General features: G+C 39.7%; 11 protein-coding genes, 1 rRNA gene and 1 other annotated feature. Of the genes, 7 read left to right on the top strand and 5 right to left on the bottom strand.

From position 1 onward, the window contains the following. Positions 1 to 51: 51 nt before the first annotated feature. On the top strand, positions 52 to 1,146 hold the full coding sequence (locus tag AACV01_RS10900; RefSeq protein ID WP_004247405.1) for a 3-deoxy-7-phosphoheptulonate synthase: 1,095 nt from the start codon (positions 52 to 54) through the stop codon (positions 1,144 to 1,146). A gap of 35 nt (positions 1,147 to 1,181) precedes the next feature. Then, positions 1,182 to 2,306, top strand: a complete 1,125-nt coding sequence (gene tyrA, locus AACV01_RS10895) for a bifunctional chorismate mutase/prephenate dehydrogenase (protein ID WP_094960251.1) — start codon at positions 1,182 to 1,184, stop codon at positions 2,304 to 2,306. Positions 2,307 to 2,410: 104 nt separating this feature from the next. On the opposite strand, the gene AACV01_RS10890 is transcribed toward tyrA, so the two are convergent. Continuing rightward, a complete protein-coding gene (locus AACV01_RS10890; RefSeq protein WP_162837331.1) occupies positions 2,411 to 2,584 on the bottom strand; it encodes a hypothetical protein in 174 nt (57 codons plus the stop codon). 29 nt (positions 2,585 to 2,613) lie between these two features. Further along, positions 2,614 to 2,769: a hypothetical protein gene (locus AACV01_RS10885; RefSeq protein ID WP_162837332.1), complete on the bottom strand. Its 156-nt coding sequence runs from the start codon at positions 2,767 to 2,769 to the stop codon at positions 2,614 to 2,616. Positions 2,770 to 3,157: 388 nt separating this feature from the next. Between AACV01_RS10885 and AACV01_RS10880 the strand changes: the two genes are divergently transcribed. After that, on the top strand, positions 3,158 to 4,498 hold the full coding sequence (locus tag AACV01_RS10880; RefSeq protein WP_036973372.1) for an anaerobic C4-dicarboxylate transporter: 1,341 nt from the start codon (positions 3,158 to 3,160) through the stop codon (positions 4,496 to 4,498). A 93-nt stretch (positions 4,499 to 4,591) separates the two neighbouring features. On the opposite strand, the gene pheA is transcribed toward AACV01_RS10880, so the two are convergent. The 3 genes from pheA to bamD form a co-directional block, all read right to left on the bottom strand. Beyond that, complete coding sequence (pheA, locus tag AACV01_RS10875) at positions 4,592 to 5,749, bottom strand: bifunctional chorismate mutase/prephenate dehydratase (RefSeq protein WP_046335090.1); 1,158 nt, start codon at positions 5,747 to 5,749, stop codon at positions 4,592 to 4,594. 36 nt (positions 5,750 to 5,785) lie between these two features. Further along, positions 5,786 to 5,904, bottom strand: a sequence feature (Phe leader region). A 155-nt stretch (positions 5,905 to 6,059) separates the two neighbouring features. Further along, on the bottom strand, positions 6,060 to 6,395 hold the full coding sequence (raiA, locus tag AACV01_RS10870; protein ID WP_004244763.1) for a ribosome-associated translation inhibitor RaiA: 336 nt from the start codon (positions 6,393 to 6,395) through the stop codon (positions 6,060 to 6,062). Positions 6,396 to 6,664: 269 nt separating this feature from the next. Beyond that, positions 6,665 to 7,399 (bottom strand): outer membrane protein assembly factor BamD, encoded by a 735-nt coding sequence (gene bamD / locus AACV01_RS10865; protein ID WP_012367573.1) that lies wholly within the window; start codon positions 7,397 to 7,399, stop codon positions 6,665 to 6,667. Positions 7,400 to 7,529: 130 nt separating this feature from the next. On the opposite strand from bamD, the gene rluD reads away from it, so the two are divergent. The 4 genes from rluD (at position 7,530) to AACV01_RS10845 (ending at position 14,082) form a co-directional block, all read left to right on the top strand. After that, complete coding sequence (gene rluD, locus AACV01_RS10860; protein WP_004244761.1) at positions 7,530 to 8,507, top strand: 23S rRNA pseudouridine(1911/1915/1917) synthase RluD; 978 nt, start codon at positions 7,530 to 7,532, stop codon at positions 8,505 to 8,507. Next, on the top strand, positions 8,508 to 9,239 hold the full coding sequence (gene yfiH / locus AACV01_RS10855) for a purine nucleoside phosphorylase YfiH (protein WP_046335091.1): 732 nt from the start codon (positions 8,508 to 8,510) through the stop codon (positions 9,237 to 9,239). It abuts the gene before it with no gap. Positions 9,240 to 9,384: 145 nt separating this feature from the next. Beyond that, positions 9,385 to 11,961: an ATP-dependent chaperone ClpB gene (gene clpB / locus AACV01_RS10850; RefSeq protein WP_004244758.1), complete on the top strand. Its 2,577-nt coding sequence runs from the start codon at positions 9,385 to 9,387 to the stop codon at positions 11,959 to 11,961. Between the two features lie 578 nt (positions 11,962 to 12,539). After that, a 16S ribosomal RNA gene (locus AACV01_RS10845) occupies positions 12,540 to 14,082 on the top strand. The last annotated feature ends 22 nt before the right edge of the window (positions 14,083 to 14,104 follow it).

Here is a 14,104-nt window from a genome sequence, read left to right as displayed (position 1 = left end):
TCGTTTAGACACACAAAAATCACAATGACAGACATAAAAAAGGTAAAGATTATGATCATGCAAAAAGACGCACTCAATAATGTCAACATCAGCGAAGAGCTGGTGTTAATTACGCCGGAAGAGTTAAAACAAAAATACCCGTTGAGTCGTAATGATCTGCATGCCATTACTCAATCACGTCAAACTATTTCTGAAATTGTTCAACGTCGTGATCCGCGTTTATTAGTGGTATGTGGCCCTTGTTCTATTCATGATGTCGATGTTGCGTTAGATTACGCAAAACGTCTAAAAGTCTTAGCGTCTGAGTTAAGTGATAGTCTGTATATTGTGATGCGTGTCTATTTTGAAAAACCTCGTACAACAGTTGGTTGGAAAGGTTTAATTAGTGATCCGTTTATGGATGGCAGTTTTGAGATGGAAAAAGGCTTACATATTGCCCGTAAACTATTAACAGAGTTGGTTCAGTTAGGTTTACCTTTAGCTACGGAAGCCTTAGATCCTAACAATCCTCAATACTTAGGTGATTTATTTAGTTGGTCAGCTATTGGGGCAAGAACGACCGAATCTCAGACCCATCGTGAAATGGCATCAGGTTTATCAATGCCTGTCGGTTTTAAAAATGGTACAGATGGTAATTTAGATACGGCTATTAATGCGATGAAAGCTGCTTCTATGCCGCATCGTTTTATGGGCATTAATCAATCAGGACAAGTCTGTTTATTACAAACACAAGGCAATCCTGATGGACATGTTATTTTGCGTGGGGGTAAGAAACCTAATTACCATGAAGAAGATGTCGCGTTATGTGAAGCTCATATGATAAAAGCGGGATTAACACCATCATTGATGATTGATTGCAGTCATGGTAATTCAAATAAAGATTTTCGTCGTCAATCTGTCGTGGTTGATTCAGTGATTGAGCAAATTAAAAAAGGCAATCAATCAATAACAGGGATCATGTTAGAAAGCCATATTAATGAAGGCAATCAGTCATCAGAGCAGCCTCGTAGTGAGATGAAGTACGGTGTTTCTGTTACTGATGCATGTATTAGCTGGGAAACCACTGAATCGGTGTTAAGAAATCTGCATCAGCAAATTTCGCCAGTTTTAGCACAGCGTGCAGCGCAACTAAGAAAAGTTAGCTAACCCAATAACACTTTAATAAGAAGAGGCAAGCATAGATGGCTGAAGAATTACAAAATTTGCGAGAGCAAATTGATCAGGTGGATAAAACATTGCTTTCTTTACTCGCCAAAAGAATGCAATTGGTAGCAGAAGTGGGAGAAGTTAAAAATCGCCACGGGTTACCTATCTATGCACCAGATAGAGAAGCCGCAATGCTTGCTTCTCGACGTAATGAAGCAGAAAAAATGGGTATTTCTGCTGATTTAATTGAAGATGTTTTACGTCGAGTAATGAGAGAGTCCTATAGCAAAGAAAATGATAAAGGCTTTAAAACACTTAATCCCCAATTAGGCAAAATTGTCATTGTGGGGGGGAACGGAAAAATGGGGAGACTTTTTTCTCGTCTCTTTACACTTTCTGGCTATCAAGTGGAAAGTCTTGAAGCGGATGAGTGGCAAAGTAAATCTCCGGCTATTTTTGCGGATGCCGGTATGGTGATAATCAGTGTCCCAATCCATTTAACGGTTGATGTTATTGAGCAATTACCGCCCTTGCCAGAAAATTGTTTATTGGTAGATTTAGCCTCAATCAAGCAAGCGCCTTTAGAGGCGATGTTAAAAGCACATAATGGTCCTGTTTTAGGACTACATCCAATGTTTGGTCCAGATGTGCCAAGTTTAGCAAAACAAGTAATCGCTTATTGTGAAGGGCGAGATTTATCACATTTTGAGTGGTTGCTTGAGCAACTTATGGTGTGGGGAGCAAGAGTAGAGGCTATTACTGCACAAGAGCACGATAAAAATATGAGTTTTATCCAAGCATTGCGGCATTTTACTACTTTTGCATATGGGCAACATTTGGTGAAAGAGAATGTCGATTTAGCCAGTTTATTAAGATTATCTTCTCCCATCTATCGGTTAGAGCTAGCGATGATTGGTAGGCTCTTTGCTCAAGATCCACAATTATATGCCGATATTATTTTATCTTCACAAGAAAACATTAACTTGATCCGTAGATATCATCATTCATTAGGTGAAGCTATAGCCTTATTAGATATAAACACAAAAGATGAATTTATTCGCTCATTTAATAATGTAAGTGATTGGTTCGGTGATTATGCTTCACAATTTATGAAAGAGAGTGGTGCGTTATTACAAAAAGCCAATGATAGCCGGATTTAGTATAAATATACATAAACGCTATACCTAATACTTATAGTAAGAAAAACGAATGACAGATTATGTTATTCGTTTTTTATTTTATATGTCATATCTTGCGATAAATATTACCACTCATCATCACAAGGGGGCCAAACACAGCGAGTAGATTGTTGGGTATTGCTATTATGTGGACAATACTGGCTAACGATGACGGTATCTTTGATTTTATTACCCCAAGTATAAGCGCTAGCATAAAAAGCGAATAAACTTGATAGTATAAAAATAATTAATTTCTTCATTTTATTCTCCTAACGTTGATAGTTATGACCTAATAATCTTTCGGATCGGGGCATGGGCTTACGGTACAGCGAGTTGAACTTATATGGTGATCTAATGAATAGGAGTAATAGCCTTTTTCATTATGAGCACTATCAACGAAATTCAAATAACTCAAGCCTAGCAGCAACATGATAATTGTATGCATATCAATTCCTTATTTATTCAATATTTACAATGAATAAAACCAATATACATTTAGAAAAAATGAATGAAATTTCTATTTTTAGTAATCACCTAATAATGACAACATTATATTATTTTTAATTTATTTGTTATGTAATTGTTGTCTATGGGTTTAATTAGTTAATGATAAATGTTCAAGAATGTCTTTTCTTTTTAAGCTATTTGTCGGTGAGATCTTAAATTTGCATAAAATAATTAACGGATATTAAAACTATAACAACGATCAAAAAAATACCTATAACAGATGCCGTAAATTATATTGGTCGACGCTGTTTTTTTGCAAAAAGTGCTAACGATTTAATTGTATTATTTTTTATTTCTATTCCGATGCGTTTTTTAAGGGGTTAATGATGGATTTTATAATACAACTAGCCATTATATTAGTTTGTTTATTTTATGGAGCAAGGAAAGGGGGAATTGCATTAGGTCTATTAGGCGGAGTGGGGCTGGTTATTTTAGTCTTTATTTTTAATTTACCTCCGGGTAAACCGCCTGTCGATGTAATGTTAGTGATTATTGCTGTTGTCTCTGCATCTGCAACATTACAAGCATCAGGTGGTTTAGATGTTATGTTGCAAATAGCTGAAAAATTATTAAGAAAAAATCCGAAGTATATTTCTATTGTTGCACCTCTCGTTACCTGTACTCTGACTATATTATGTGGTACTGGACATGTGGTTTATACCATTTTGCCTATTATCTATGATGTATCGATCAAAAATAATATTCGTCCAGAAAGACCGATGGCAGCCAGTACTATTGGTTCACAAATGGGAATTATCGCAAGTCCCGTATCTGTTGCGGTCGTCACTTTAGTGGCAATGTTAGGTAATGTCACTTTTAATGGTAAGCATCTTGAATTTTTAGATTTATTAGCGATTACCATTCCATCAACCTTTATTGGTATTTTAGCCATTGGGATTTTTAGCTGGTTTAGAGGCAAAGAGTTAGATAAAGATCAGCGCTTCCAAGATTTTATTTCCGTACCAGAGAATCATGATTACGTTTATGGTGATACTGCAACATTGTTAGATAAAAAATTACCAATGAAAAATTGGGTAGCAATGTGGATATTCTTAGGTGCGATTGCGGTTGTTGCTGTATTAGGTGCATTTTCTGAATTACGTCCCGTATTTAATAATAAACCATTATCTATGGTATTAGTTATTCAAATGTTTATGTTATTAGCGGGCGCTTCTATTATTATTATTTGTAAAACTAATCCTTCACTTATTTCTAAAAATGAAGTTTTTCGCTCCGGTATGATAGCCATTGTTGCGGTCTATGGTATTGCTTGGATGGCAGAAACCATGTTCTCTGCACATATGAAAGAAATAGAAGCTGCATTAGGACAATTAGTTCGTGAGTATCCTTGGGCTTATGCCGTTGTCTTATTACTTGTTTCTAAGTTTGTTAATTCACAAGCCGCCGCATTAGCCGCAATAGTCCCCTTGGCTTTAGGTATTGGTATTGATCCTGCCTATATTGTTGCTTCAGCACCGGCGTGTTATGGCTATTATATTCTTCCTACTTACCCCAGTGATTTAGCCGCTATCCAATTTGACCGTTCAGGAACAACACGTATAGGTCGTTTTGTTATTAATCATAGCTTTATTTTACCGGGATTAATTGGTGTTACTGTTTCTTGTATTTTTGGCTGGGTATTTGCTGCTATGTATGGTTTTTTATAATTAGCTAAATTATCTTGAAAATAGAGTCATAAAAGTAGAAAAGCCAGATAACAATAAGCTATCTGGCTTTTGGTTATAAAGTAGGATAATAAACTATTGTATTTCAACGGGTACAATATTTTCTGAAGGATAGCATCCTAATACTTTGAGTGAACGAGATGTTTTTGATAAGTCATGTAATGCTTTTTGCATATTGATATCCCGTAAATTAGCTTGCACATCAATATAAAACATCTCTTCCCAAGGTGTACCATTTATTGGGCGAGACTCTAATTTAGTCATAATAATGCTGTATTGTTTTAAGGTAATCAAAGCATCAACTAATGCCCCTGCTTGTTGCCCCGTTGCCATTAAAAAGGTGGTTTTTGCAGGTACTTGTTCTGATACATCAATAGGTTTACGGGCAATCACAATAAAACGAGTAACATTAATTTGTTGATTAGCTAAATTACTAGCAAGTGATGTTAAATTATAAAGCGATCCGCCAGCTTCACTACCAATAGCGGCTACATGGGGAGATTGTGCTAATGCAACTTTTTCCATTGCTGCGGCTGTGCTTTCACAATATTCAATTTTCCAGTGAGGGTATTGATTTAAATAGTGACTGCACTGTTGGAAGGGTTGCGGATGGCTATAAATAGTGTGTAATTCTTCTAGGCTACTCTTAACCGCTGTTAATAAAGCATGATTTATTGGAATACGAATTTCGCCAACAATCGACAGCGAGGTCGTTTGTAGTAAATCATAAACATCATTAATTGCACCAGAGCTGGTGTTTTCAATAGGTAGTAAACCGTAATCTGCTTGTCCTGTTTCTACCAGTGTAAAAATATCTTCAAATTTATGGCAAGTGCAATCAACAAAAGTATCAAAATGGCGGGCTGCATATTGGCGAGCGGCAATATGAGAATAAGAACCTTTAGGGCCTAAATAAGCAATTCTTGCAGATTCATTTGCAGTCGCATTAAGGTGTTGCTGTAAAATGGCTTGCTGCGTGAGCACCGAATCTTCGATGATCATTTGGAAAATTCGGCTGATATAAAAGCCATCTAATCCAACGTTTTTCCCTTTTTCGATTAATAGCTCAAGCAGTTCACGCTCACGGTTTTTATCTCGAATAGGGCGGTGGGTATTTAATTTAAATTGGGCAACTTCAGTCGATAATTGGCGTCTTTGAGCTAATAGTGAAAGTAGTTCAGAATCTAGCGCAGTGATTTTATCTCTGATTGCTAATAAATCGAGTTTTTCCATGTTAGTGCCCTATACTTTTGTATCGTACCATTTTAAATAAAAAAAGCCTCCATTTTTGGAGGCTATTGTCGTTCTTACTTTTCTTTCTGAAATAAACAAAGCCTCTTTAAGAATAGAGTAAAAAGAAAAAGAAGAATGGCAAAAAAGAGTGAGTCATCATTATATGGATTGATTAACTATTTAACATATAGCTATCAAACATGATGATGGGTGAGGAGTCAAGAAAAATACAATAAAAAGCGCATCACGAGGATGCGCAGAGGCGTTTTGAGTCAGTGAATTATTCTAATTTTTAATCAAGCTTCACTACTTATATTTCATTTACGAGTAAGTTTTCTTCTTTTAAGCTATTGGCCGCACGTCGAGACTCATTTTTATGCTGAACTTTATTTAATTGACGTTCCAATTTTGCCAAGAGATCATTAATTGCCGCATACATATCAACATGTTGTGCGTTTGCTACAAGTTGTCCATTCGGAGTATGAATACTTGCATCAACACTAAAACCTTTTGGATCCTTAGTGAGAATAATATGAGGGTTGATTAAATTTACCTGCCATTTGTTAAGTTTAGTTAAACGGCTTTCAATGTGTTCACGTAGTGCTGGGGTAATGTCCATTTGTTTGCTAGTGATATTTATAATCATATAGTTACCTCTTTATTACTCCATCTTGGATAGGTTCAGAATATCGTGATACACAATTTAAAACATGATCAAGATCACTTTTTGTTAGAAGTTTATATAACAAGTAATAGAAACGTGACAAATGATAAATAGCTGAAAAAGAGTGCTTGTAGAGTTGTGTTTATTCGTTCATATTAAGAGGGTTGGTCTGATGAAAAGTAAGTTTTTAGCCTTTGAATTAGCATAAAAAAACAGCAGCGCTAGGCTGCTGTTTTTGATAGTAAAAACGTTTAAGCAGGGTTGGCTGCAATCAGTGAGGCAACTTTATCTGCTTCTTGAGTTAAGCCTAGTTTTTTGTAGGCATTTTCCATATACACAAGCGCTTCACGTGTAGCTTCGGTATCTGGATAATCACGCATCATTTGTTCAACTCGATTAATAACCGCGACATAAGCCCCTCGTTTGGTATAGAATTTCGCAACAGAGAGTTCATATTTCGCTAAACGGTTTTTAAGAAAAACAAGACGCTTTGTGGCATCTGCTGTGTAGAGGCTATCAGGATAGTAGCGAACTAACTGGCTAAAGTCTTTGAAAGCCACTCTTGCATGCTGAGGATCACGGTCTGAGCGATCAATACCAAAGAATCCTTGTAATGCACTATCATCTAATGCCTGAGCGGTTAACCCACGCATATATAGAACATAGTCAATATTCGGATGGGTTGGGTTTAATCGCATAAAGCGGTCAATAGCGGAAATCGCCATTGGTAACTCAGCTGATTTATAATAAGCATAAATCAGATCAAGCTGAACTTGTTGTGAGTAAGGACCAAAAGGATAGCGATTATCGAGAGACTCCAGTTGTTTGATAGCCGCTCCATAATTGCCATCTAGCAATTTTTCTTGGCTTGTTGCATAAAGCTCAGAAGGAGACATATCAGCAGTTGCGTCTTTGTCTGAACTAGAACAGCCAGAAAGTAACAGGCTTACAGTGGCCGCTGCCACTAGGTATTTCATGCGTCTCATCACGTATTGATTATCCTCTGAATAGGTTTGGGAGTCTCTCCGTGAAGCTCCCTGAAATCGGTTATACTATAACTCATTTTAAATGAAACGGCTGTGCCGTCAAAATACTAACTTAATATAGAAACTATTTATGTCTCAACAAATACGACTTAATGCTACAGTCGCAGATTCACAGCTGGGTCAACGCTTAGATCAGGCTTTGGCCGAATTGTTCCCTGATTATTCAAGATCACGCATAAAAGAGTGGATCTTAGACAATAGAGTGCAGGTTAACGATAAAATCATCAATAAGCCAAAAGAAAAAATGCTTGGCGGTGAAAAAATTGAAGTCGATGCCTTAATCGAAGAGGATGTTCGTTGGGAGCCTCAGAATATTCCGTTAAATATCGTCTATGAAGATGATGATATTTTGGTGATTAATAAACCAAGAGATCTTGTTGTTCATCCCGGTGCAGGTAATCCTGATGGCACCGTATTAAATGCACTTCTTTATCGTTATCCAGAGATTGTTAATGTTCCCCGTGCTGGTATTGTTCATCGTTTAGATAAAGATACAACAGGTTTGATGGTTGTTGCAAAAACAGTTCCCGCTCAAACTCACTTGGTAGAAGCATTACAGCGTCGCGAAATCACCCGTGAATATGAAGCGGTTGCAACAGGAAGGATGACAGCAGGAGGGCTGGTTAATGAGCCAATTTCTCGACATCCCACCAAACGTACCCATATGGCAGTGCACCCAATGGGAAAACCTGCGGTGACGCATTATCGTGTTATGGAACATTTCCGTGCCCATACCCGCTTACGTTTGCGTCTAGAAACCGGTCGAACTCACCAAATTCGTGTCCATATGGCTCATATCCATCATCCATTAATTGGTGATCAACTGTATGGTGGTAGACCGCGTCCTTTGAAAGGGGCTAGTGAAGAATTTCGTGAGACGTTACGTCGCTTTGACCGACAAGCACTACATGCCACAATGTTACGCCTTTATCATCCTATTACCGGAATTGAAATGGAATGGCATGCACCGTTGCCTGATGATATGGTAGAACTTATTCGCGTACTAAAAGTGGACGCAGAACAGTTTAAAGATGAAATGGACTGGTAAATGACCTCATTGATTTATCCTGATTGGCCACAGCCTGACAATATTGGCGCATGTAGCACATTAAGAACTGGCGGTGTCAGTTTGCCACCTTATGACAGCCTTAATTTAGGGGCGCATGTGGGCGATGATGCGCTATTGGTAGAACAAAATAGACGTATCATTTGTCAACAAGCTCAATTACCTGAAATGCCATTATGGTTAACACAGGTTCATGGTATTGAGGTGGTTAATTTGGATAATCAAGACAATCATACCGTTGAAGGCGATGCCCTTTACACCTCTAGTGCTAATAAGGTGTGCGCTATCATGACCGCAGATTGTTTACCTGTGCTATTTAGTACCATTGATGGAACGGAAGTTGGCGCTGCCCATGGTGGATGGCGCGGGCTTTGCCAAGGTGTATTACAACAGACACTCGCTCAATTTAAAGCCTCTAATGAGAAGATTATGGCGTGGTTAGGGCCAGCAATAGGCCCTAATGCTTTTGAAGTAGGAGCAGAAGTCCGTCTCGCTTTTGTAGAAAAAAATATTGCCTTTGATAGCGCATTTATTCCCCACAATGGCAAATACTTAGCTAATATTTATATGTTAGCGAGAATAATTCTGCAGGAAAGTGGGGTAAATCAGATTTATGGTGGGGACTTTTGTACTGTTAGCGATAAATCACGCTTTTTCTCCTATCGACGTGAACATACTACCGGACGTATGGCCTCATTAATCTGGATCAAATAGACGCTCTCCAACGTTTATTCTTCCTTATCCCAAATATAGGCAAATATTTTTGCTCAAAATTGTCATTTTGAGCTTGAATATTGTCTAAATGACCTCATCTATTCTCCAGTGATAAATTTTAAATCGAATTTTACTTGGAGGTGTTATGCGTCTGGATAAATTAACCAATAAATTCCAGCAAGCTCTCGCAGACGCCCAGTCATTGGCACTTGGGAACGATAATCAATTTATAGAACCCATACATTTACTGAGTGCGTTATTTAATCAACAAGGTGGCTCTATTCGCCCACTATTAACATCCACAGGTGTTAATGCCTCACAATTTAATGAAAGAATTAATGATGCATTATCTCGATTACCAAAAGTGGAAGGTGCTGGTGGAGAAGTTCACCCTTCAAACGATTTAATTAAACATCTTAATTTATGCGATAAGTTAGCTCAGAAAAAAGGTGATGAATTTATTTCATCAGAACTTTTTCTTTTAGCTGCCATGGAAAGCGGTGGTCAGGTTGCGGACATGCTAAAAGCAGCCGGAGCTAACAAAGCCAGTTTAGAATTAGCCATTGAAAAAATACGTGGTGGAGAAACAGTGAACGATCAAAATGCAGAAGACCAACGTCAAGCATTGAAAAAATATACTGTTGATTTAACAGAACGAGCAGAACAAGGCAAGCTTGACCCCGTTATTGGACGTGATGAAGAAATAAGAAGAACAATCCAGGTATTACAACGTCGTACTAAAAATAACCCAGTATTAATTGGTGAGCCTGGTGTAGGTAAAACCGCGATTGTTGAAGGTTTAGCTCAACGGATCGTTAATGGAGAAGTTCCTGAAGGTTTAAAAAATAAACGTGTGCTTTCACTTGATATGGGGTCTTTATTAGCAGGGGCTAAATATCGTGGTGAATTTGAAGAGCGTTTAAAAGCGGTATTAAATGATTTATCTAAACAGGAAGGTAGTGTCATTCTGTTTATTGATGAATTACATACTATGGTTGGTGCCGGTAAAGCTGATGGTGCGATGGATGCAGGGAACATGTTGAAACCTGCTTTGGCACGTGGTGAATTACACTGTGTCGGCGCCACTACATTAGATGAGTATCGCCAATACATTGAAAAAGATGCAGCTTTAGAGCGTCGTTTCCAAAAAGTTTATGTGGCGGAGCCTACGGTAGAAGATACCATCGCCATTTTGCGTGGTTTAAAAGAGCGTTATGAATTGCATCACCATGTACAAATTACGGATCCGGCGATTGTAGCAGCAGCTACTTTGTCTCATCGTTATATTTCTGATCGTATGTTGCCAGATAAAGCAATTGACTTAATCGATGAGGCTGGTGCAAGTCTACGTATGCAGATGGATTCAAAACCAGAAGCATTAGATAGACTGGATAGAAGAATTATTCAGCTAAAACTTGAACAGCAAGCACTGCAAAAAGAATCTGATGATGCAAGTAAAAAACGTTTAGCTATGTTAAATGAAGAACTTGCAGAAAAAGAGAAAGAGTATTCTAGCTTAGAAGAAGAATGGAAAGCAGAAAAAGCAGAGCTTACTGGTACTCAGCATATAAAAGCAGAATTAGAGCAAGCGCGTATTGCACTAGAGCAGGCTCGCCGTAGTGGTGATTTGGCAAAAATGTCAGAGATCCAATATGGTCAAATTCCTACTTTAGAAAAACAACTTGCTGAAGCCAATAAAACTGAAGATAAGCATATGAAACTGTTACGTAACAAAGTAACAGATGCTGAAATTGCAGAAATCTTAGCGCGTTGGACAGGTATCCCTGTGTCTAGAATGTTAGAAGGGGAGCGTGAAAAACTGTTAAGAATGGAACAGGAATTACATAGACGCGTTATCGGCCAAGATGAGGCGGTAAATGCAGTCTCTAACGCAATTCGTCGTAGCCGTGCTGGATTATCAGATCCAAATCGCCCAATTGGTTCGTTCTTATTCTTAGGGCCAACCGGGGTTGGTAAAACTGAATTGTGTAAAGCGCTCGCTGATTTCTTGTTTGATAGTGATGATGCGATGGTGCGTATCGATATGTCTGAGTTTATGGAGAAACACTCTGTTTCACGTTTAGTGGGGGCGCCTCCAGGATATGTGGGCTATGAAGAGGGTGGTTACTTAACAGAAGCTGTTCGTCGCCGTCCTTATTCTGTCATCTTATTAGATGAGGTAGAAAAAGCGCATCCTGATGTGTTTAATATTTTATTACAGGTATTAGACGATGGCCGTTTAACCGATGGACAAGGTAGAACCGTTGATTTCCGTAATACCGTAGTCATTATGACATCAAACTTAGGCTCGGATTTAATTCAAGAGCGCTTCGGTACCCTTGATTATCCGGCAATGAAAACTATTGTTATGGATGTTGTTGGTCACCACTTTAGACCTGAATTTATTAACCGTATTGATGAGGTAGTGGTATTCCATCCATTAGGTAAAGAGAATATTGCCGCTATTGCTCAAATTCAATTACGTCGTTTGTATCAGCGTTTAGAAGAGCGAGGCTATCACGTGACTATTACGGGAGCAGCATTAGAAAAACTGGGTGAAGTTGGATTCGACCCAATCTATGGTGCTCGTCCATTGAAACGTGCTATCCAACAAGAGGTTGAAAACCCATTAGCGCAAGATATCTTGTCGGGTAAATTAGTTCCGGGTAAAGAAATTATCTTGGACTTAGATGACAATCAGATCATTGCAAAACAGTCATAAAGTATCTTTATATATAGTAATGATATATAGAAGATGTCATTAAATTGAAAAAGAGGCCTGAATAGGCCTCTTTTTTATGCCTGCAGTTTTGTGTTTTTAAAGGTAAATGAACAGAACAAAGAGAAGAGTACCTATTTGATCTATTTTTTGAGCAATAAATGTTTATAAATAGCGCTAAAATTGATGCTCTGATTATTAAATATGCTGTTGAACATTTTTTTTCAAAAAACTATTGCCAGCCTCAGAAAACTCCCTATAATGCGTCCTCGTTGTCACGGCACAGGGCGCTAAGCGAACCGGCTGAGAGAACAAAAGAAAAAGTGAAAAGCCTGATAAATTAGCGCTTGACACTGAATGAGGAAGATGTAGAATGCACCTCCTCGCAACAACGCAGAAGACCGGAAACGGCAGCGATAGTTGCACTGCTCTTTAACAAATTATCAGACAATCTGTGTGGGCACTCGCAGAGACGATATCTTCTAAAAAATTAGATGTATCAAGTCTTGAAGAGTGACTAACAAGTTAATTCATATAATGAATAAGCTAAGTTTTCGATTTCTTTGAGCATCAAACACTTTTAATTGAAGAGTTTGATCATGGCTCAGATTGAACGCTGGCGGCAGGCCTAACACATGCAAGTCGAGCGGTAACAGGAGAAAGCTTGCTTTCTTGCTGACGAGCGGCGGACGGGTGAGTAATGTATGGGGATCTGCCCGATAGAGGGGGATAACTACTGGAAACGGTGGCTAATACCGCATAATGTCTACGGACCAAAGCAGGGGCTCTTCGGACCTTGCACTATCGGATGAACCCATATGGGATTAGCTAGTAGGTGGGGTAAAGGCTCACCTAGGCGACGATCTCTAGCTGGTCTGAGAGGATGATCAGCCACACTGGGACTGAGACACGGCCCAGACTCCTACGGGAGGCAGCAGTGGGGAATATTGCACAATGGGCGCAAGCCTGATGCAGCCATGCCGCGTGTATGAAGAAGGCCTTAGGGTTGTAAAGTACTTTCAGCGGGGAGGAAGGTGATAAGGTTAATACCCTTGTCAATTGACGTTACCCGCAGAAGAAGCACCGGCTAACTCCGTGCCAGCAGCCGCGGTAATACGGAGGGTGCAAGCGTTAATCGGAATTACTGGGCGTAAAGCGCACGCAGGCGGTCAATTAAGTCAGATGTGAAAGCCCCGAGCTTAACTTGGGAATTGCATCTGAAACTGGTTGGCTAGAGTCTTGTAGAGGGGGGTAGAATTCCATGTGTAGCGGTGAAATGCGTAGAGATGTGGAGGAATACCGGTGGCGAAGGCGGCCCCCTGGACAAAGACTGACGCTCAGGTGCGAAAGCGTGGGGAGCAAACAGGATTAGATACCCTGGTAGTCCACGCTGTAAACGATGTCGATTTAGAGGTTGTGGTCTTGAACCGTGGCTTCTGGAGCTAACGCGTTAAATCGACCGCCTGGGGAGTACGGCCGCAAGGTTAAAACTCAAATGAATTGACGGGGGCCCGCACAAGCGGTGGAGCATGTGGTTTAATTCGATGCAACGCGAAGAACCTTACCTACTCTTGACATCCAGCGAATCCTTTAGAGATAGAGGAGTGCCTTCGGGAACGCTGAGACAGGTGCTGCATGGCTGTCGTCAGCTCGTGTTGTGAAATGTTGGGTTAAGTCCCGCAACGAGCGCAACCCTTATCCTTTGTTGCCAGCACGTAATGGTGGGAACTCAAAGGAGACTGCCGGTGATAAACCGGAGGAAGGTGGGGATGACGTCAAGTCATCATGGCCCTTACGAGTAGGGCTACACACGTGCTACAATGGCAGATACAAAGAGAAGCGACCTCGCGAGAGCAAGCGGAACTCATAAAGTCTGTCGTAGTCCGGATTGGAGTCTGCAACTCGACTCCATGAAGTCGGAATCGCTAGTAATCGTAGATCAGAATGCTACGGTGAATACGTTCCCGGGCCTTGTACACACCGCCCGTCACACCATGGGAGTGGGTTGCAAAAGAAGTAGGTAGCTTAACCTTCGGGAGGGCGCTTACCACTTTGTGATTCATGACTGGGGTGAAGTCGTAACAAGGTAACCGTAGGGGAACCTGCGGTTGGATCACCTCCTTACCTAAGAGATACGTGTTATGTG

It is taken from the genome of Proteus sp. G2609, from assembly GCF_963896135.1.
Classification (GTDB): domain Bacteria; phylum Pseudomonadota; class Gammaproteobacteria; order Enterobacterales; family Enterobacteriaceae; genus Proteus; species Proteus mirabilis.
This window is presented reverse-complemented; position numbering and strand designations above follow the sequence as displayed.

Excerpts from the sequence above, each read along its gene's own strand:
- AACV01_RS10900 (WP_004247405.1), top strand. The coding sequence starts at position 52 with ATGATCATGCAAAAAGACGCACTCAATAATGTCAACATCAGCGAAGAG.
- tyrA (WP_094960251.1), top strand. The coding sequence starts at position 1,182 with ATGGCTGAAGAATTACAAAATTTGCGAGAGCAAATTGATCAGGTGGAT.
- AACV01_RS10890 (WP_162837331.1), bottom strand. The coding sequence starts at position 2,584 with ATGAAGAAATTAATTATTTTTATACTATCAAGTTTATTCGCTTTTTAT.
- AACV01_RS10885 (WP_162837332.1), bottom strand. The coding sequence starts at position 2,769 with ATGCATACAATTATCATGTTGCTGCTAGGCTTGAGTTATTTGAATTTC.
- AACV01_RS10880 (WP_036973372.1), top strand. The coding sequence starts at position 3,158 with ATGGATTTTATAATACAACTAGCCATTATATTAGTTTGTTTATTTTAT.
- pheA (WP_046335090.1), bottom strand. The coding sequence starts at position 5,749 with ATGGAAAAACTCGATTTATTAGCAATCAGAGATAAAATCACTGCGCTA.
- raiA (WP_004244763.1), bottom strand. The coding sequence starts at position 6,395 with ATGATTATAAATATCACTAGCAAACAAATGGACATTACCCCAGCACTA.
- bamD (WP_012367573.1), bottom strand. The coding sequence starts at position 7,399 with ATGAGACGCATGAAATACCTAGTGGCAGCGGCCACTGTAAGCCTGTTA.
- rluD (WP_004244761.1), top strand. The coding sequence starts at position 7,530 with ATGTCTCAACAAATACGACTTAATGCTACAGTCGCAGATTCACAGCTG.
- yfiH (WP_046335091.1), top strand. The coding sequence starts at position 8,508 with ATGACCTCATTGATTTATCCTGATTGGCCACAGCCTGACAATATTGGC.
- clpB (WP_004244758.1), top strand. The coding sequence starts at position 9,385 with ATGCGTCTGGATAAATTAACCAATAAATTCCAGCAAGCTCTCGCAGAC.